Origin of the sequence: Acinetobacter sp. HR7, assembly GCF_000773685.1 — a bacterium.
Taxonomy (GTDB): Bacteria; Pseudomonadota; Gammaproteobacteria; order Pseudomonadales; family Moraxellaceae; genus Acinetobacter; species Acinetobacter thermotolerans.
Map to the genome: position 1 here is coordinate 1 of NZ_JPQO01000093.1, position 3,601 is coordinate 3,601.

The window sequence follows — 3,601 nt, forward strand, 5'->3', positions numbered from 1 at the left end:
ACGAAGTGTTTCAGGAGTACAACCAATCTTAGGCGCAATTGCTGTGATTGCAGCCCAAGTAGAAGGATAATCTTTTTCAGATTCAATTAGTAATTGAACCGCTCTTTCTCTAATTTCGGGGGTATAGGTTGGTTTTTTCATCGGAATAGTCTCTCAGAATATTGAGTCTCCGACAAACCCGGTACGGTTCATGATTTTCATAGTGGTTTCCTTTGGTTTGGATTTGCATTAATCGGTTATCCCAAAACACCGCCGAAGGCGGCAGTAACTATTCTTCCTCTTGGTTTGACCTCTACGTTGACATAGTAAAGGTCTGCTCAAAGGAACATCATTTGATGATTCACATCAACCATTCATCGTAATTTCATTGCCTTAGCAAAAATCTCTCCATATTCTTTGATTATGTTACATATTCAATTATTGGGGAGTGAATTATATGGCTGGACAACGCGGTGGTAGTAGAGATGGTGCAGGAAGAAAACCATTGTATGATGAACCAACCAAGGTCGTTCGAGTACCAGAGTCTCGTGTCATTGAAATCAAGAACTACCTAGCAGAATCAACCAAGACAAAATTCAACGATATAGCATCCATTACCTTAGTGAATCCAAGCTCGGTGATGAGTATTCCCTTGGCTTCAGAAAAGGTTGCTGCTGGCTTCCCTTCTCCTGCTCAGGATTACATAGACAAAACCTTGGATATGAATGAACACCTCATCAAAAACGAGGCTGCAACCTTCATTGTGAAGGTCGCATCGCTTTCGATGAGAGATGCAGGTATTGAGATTGATGACGAACTGATTGTAGACCGTAGCATTGAAGCCAAGCATGAAGACATCGTGATTGCACTGATCGACAATGAGTTCACTGTAAAACGCCTCATGATCGAAAGTGATGATAATCGTTGGCTTAAAGCAGAGAACCCTGAGTATTCCGACATTCATCTGCAAGATGGGCAGGAAATGCTAATTTGGGGTGTAGTGACTTTTGTCATCAAGCCATTCAGAAAGCGTTAATACTTGATTGGTTTCATGCTCATGCAAGTAGCTCACCAGAAGATCTATGCACTTGTAGACATCAATAATTGCTATGTCAGTTGTGAACGTGTCTTCAACCCTAGTCTGAACAATAAGCCTGTCATTGTGCTATCCAACAATGATGGCTGTGCTGTGGCACGTTCCCAAGAAGCCAAAGACTTGGGCATCAAAATGGGTGTTCCTCTCTTCCAGATCAAGGACATCGTAGAGCGCCATAATGTTCAGGTGCTATCGAGCAATTATGCACTGTATGCAGAAATGTCTCGCAGATTCATGAAAATCCTATCCGATTTTGTATCTCCTAAAGAGCAGGAAATTTACTCGATTGATGAGTGCTTTCTGGATCTGACAGCTCATGCAGGGAATTACGACTTGACTGAATATGCCCATCAGATTCGTCAGCGTTTGTTTTCTTGGCTTGGTTTACCTGTATGTATTGGCATAGGACGCTCAAAGACTGAAGCGAAACTCGCAAACCATATTGCCAAGAAGAACGATTACTTCAATGGCGTATGCAACTTGGTTTCAATGGATCCATGCTCAGCCGAGAGCGTATATCAAGCAATTGATGTAAGTGAAGTATGGGGCATTGGTCGAAAGCATACGAAGAGGCTCAACAGTATGGGGATTCATTCAGTGATGGATTTTGTCTTGGCTTCCCCTCTGATGATCCGAGACCAATTCTCTGTAGTGATGCACAGAACCTTATTGGAACTCCATGGAATTGCTTGCATTGAATTGGAACATACTCCACCTGCAAAGAAGCAAATCATTGCTAGTCGCTCCTTTGGGCAGAGGGTCTATCACACAGATGATCTCAAGGAAGCCATGTCGCTGTATGTCATGGATGCTGTTAGCAGACTGAGAGATGATAATTTGTTGTGTGGTTGTCTGATTGGTTTCGTTCAATCAAACCCATTTGATAGCTCAAAGCCCTTCTACAACAAATCTTTATCTTTAGCTTTACCAGAACCTACCGACAACTTATTGGTGCTCTCTAAACTCGCTACAACGATGATTGATGGCCTGTATGCAAAGGATATAGCATTCAAGAAATGCGGCGTGATTCTGACGTGTCTCGAACCAAAGGAAAACCATGTGTATGACATGTTCACTGATATGAAACACATCGAAGTCAGCAATTCCTTGATGGATTCCCTTGAAGCGATTCATCTTAAGTATGGCAAAACCAAAATTGCCTTAGGCGCGAGTTTAATGCTGAACAGAACATGGAATATGTCACGAGATCGGCTAACACAGAACTACTTTAAGTGGGATCAACTGCTTTGTGTAAAGTAAATATCCTGCCTATAAATTGATTTCGTTTTGGTTTCACAATAGTTGTTTATTGATTGCCAAATAGTTGTATTTTACAACTACCTAATCAAAGATTATCTACATAAAAAATGCCCATAAACATGAGTGTTTTCATAGACACTATCTGCTTATGGGCATTACATCATTTATGAATGACGAGAGTTGGCATCATCATAGACGGCATTGTTTTCACGTCTGCCTACAGCAATTACGATGACTGTTAGCGGCAGTGTAAAAATGACCCCCTAACGGCATTTAAAAACTGACCCCCTTGGTTAATATAGCGGTCATTTTGGACTGCTCAACATGTTAACTTTGGAGCAAGCAGTGACAATCCAAAACCTTGATCAACTTCTTCTTTAATGGCTGCTTAATACTTGGATTAAGCTTATTCCATTCTGCTAATGCTTCTTCTAAAAAGTCTAACTTATAGGTCATCAATATTTACTCGAACGCGTTTTTGGTTCGCACGAGCATCTGCAATCTTATTCAGTTCCAGGTCTTCTAGTTGTTCCATCATCGTTTCATACAGATCAGCCGGAACACAGTAAAACGCTGGTGTATTACGATTAAGGATCGCGACAGGTTCACCTTTGCCTGCCAACACTGTATCCATCGGACTCTTTTTGAGTTCAGTAATACTTGCAGTCATTCGTGCATGGATTAATTGAGTCATAGTTAAGCCTCTATAGAATTAGTGTTTGGCATCTGGGTGAATTACTACAAGTAATGCAGGAACAATAGCACACTTAAGAGTGCTATTAAATGTACTTTTAAGAACTCTTACAACAAACATAAATGAATACGAAAAAAGCAATAAATCTTTGAATGCGTATTTGATACTCTTAATCACTGAATCGGCTCTGTCCGATTTCCTATAGAATAAGCTCAAGCTAATGATGCATATCAATTATTAGAAACATTCCAATAAGTTAAAGAGACTGTAAATGACGAAAAATGTATGGGGAATTCATATGGATCGCTCAGTAGGCTTAATACCTATTGAACATAGCTATATTGGAATAGGCTGGTCTGAGTTAGGAAATCTCTCAAAATTTACTGATAGAGACAGCCTTAAATTAGCATTGAAAGAAGCTCAACCGAAATCATCAGAAGCATCTATTCGAAGTCAATCTAGTCCTCTGTTTAGATTCATTAATGAAATGAAGATTGGTGATTATGTAATTTACCCTTCCAAAACAGACCGCATGATTTATGTCGGTATTATGGCACTGTTGCAAATAGAGA

At 40.2% G+C, this 3,601-nt stretch carries 3 protein-coding genes and 3 pseudogenes; 3 read left to right on the top strand and 3 right to left on the bottom strand.

The window, feature by feature from the left end; translation table 11 throughout:
- A pseudogene (locus GW12_RS15625) lies at positions 1-141 on the bottom strand (IS3 family transposase); the annotation flags it as partial.
- 295 nt (positions 142-436) lie between these two features.
- On the opposite strand from GW12_RS15625, the gene GW12_RS05415 reads away from it, so the two are divergent.
- Positions 437-1,015: a LexA family transcriptional regulator gene (locus GW12_RS05415; protein WP_016658836.1), complete on the top strand. Its 579-nt coding sequence runs from the start codon at positions 437-439 to the stop codon at positions 1,013-1,015.
- Positions 1,016-1,030: 15 nt separating this feature from the next.
- A complete protein-coding gene (locus tag GW12_RS05420; protein ID WP_034584491.1) occupies positions 1,031-2,335 on the top strand; it encodes a Y-family DNA polymerase in 1,305 nt (434 codons plus the stop codon).
- A gap of 351 nt (positions 2,336-2,686) precedes the next feature.
- On the opposite strand, the pseudogene GW12_RS16200 reads toward GW12_RS05420, so the two are convergent.
- Positions 2,687-2,791, bottom strand: a pseudogene (locus GW12_RS16200) (type II toxin-antitoxin system RelE/ParE family toxin); the annotation flags it as partial.
- On the bottom strand, positions 2,781-3,029 hold the full coding sequence (locus tag GW12_RS05425; RefSeq protein ID WP_005021145.1) for a type II toxin-antitoxin system Phd/YefM family antitoxin: 249 nt from the start codon (positions 3,027-3,029) through the stop codon (positions 2,781-2,783). The gene GW12_RS05425 and the pseudogene GW12_RS16200, both read right to left, overlap by 11 nt.
- A gap of 271 nt (positions 3,030-3,300) precedes the next feature.
- Here GW12_RS05425 and GW12_RS05430 point away from each other — a divergent pair.
- A pseudogene (locus GW12_RS05430) lies at positions 3,301-3,601 on the top strand (hypothetical protein); the annotation flags it as partial.